Raw genomic sequence first — 964 nt, forward strand, 5'->3', positions numbered from 1 at the left:
CGCGACGCTGACAAAGAGTAGATCACTAGAGGGACAAATGGCGCTTTCTTCAGAATCGAATATTCTTACCGTCGGTCATAGCCTCGTCGGGCGGCAAATTCCCCACATGATGAACAGCATGGGAAATGAAGGAAAGACCGACTTTCAGGTCATTACCGGCGCACCGTTGCGTGTGAGTTGGAATGACCACGATCGTGTCCATGCGCAAGGTGTGGATTCCCACCAGGCCCTCGCCACCGGCAAATATGACGCACTCATCCTCACGGAAGCCGTTCCTCTGGAAACGAATGTCCAGTGGAACGACACCTCGGGTTACGCCCTCAAATTCCTTACTCTTGCCCATGCCACCAACCCCGGCATCCAGTCCTATCTCTATGAGACCTGGAACGGGTTCGACTTCTTCAACGGTGACCTGAAGGCTTGGCGGGCAAGCTTGGACCGTTTCAGCCCTATCTGGGAAGGCGTGGTCGACAAAGTAAATGCGGCACGACCGACTGGATCGAAAGAGATGCTGCTCGTTCCCGCCGGGCAAGCAATGGCCAACCTTTACGATGCTATCGAGGCCGGCAAGATCCCTGGCGTTTCCTCCATCAGGCATTTCTTTACTGACGATATCCATCCGACAGACGCCGGCTATTACTACGTGACGATGGTCCACCAGGCGACACTCTACGGTAAGGACCCTTCAGGCCTGCCGAATATCGTCTTCGGTGATTATGGCGCCTACCCGACCATCAATCCCATCATTGCAGCAAGCCTTCAGAAGCTGGCTTGGAAAACTGTGATGGAATATGATCGTGACGGCGTGAATGAGGGTGCCGCTCCCGCACCAACGCCCACCCCTGTCCCGCCCGTCGACGAGCCTCAGACCGAAGAGCCAGAGGTCACACCTACACCCGATCCGACCCCCATTCCGACGCCTCCCGCCCAGAACATCATCAACGGGAATGACAGCGCGAACACG

General features: G+C 56.2%; 1 protein-coding gene. It reads left to right on the top strand.

Translation table 11 applies throughout. The features are described 5' to 3' along the window. Window positions 1-37: 37 nt before the first annotated feature. A partial coding sequence (locus FHD67_RS20215; protein ID WP_176695239.1) for a hypothetical protein occupies window positions 38-964 on the top strand: 927 nt, incomplete at its 3' end.

This window comes from Paracoccus haeundaensis (assembly GCF_006239215.1).
Taxonomy (GTDB): domain Bacteria; phylum Pseudomonadota; class Alphaproteobacteria; order Rhodobacterales; family Rhodobacteraceae; genus Paracoccus; species Paracoccus marcusii.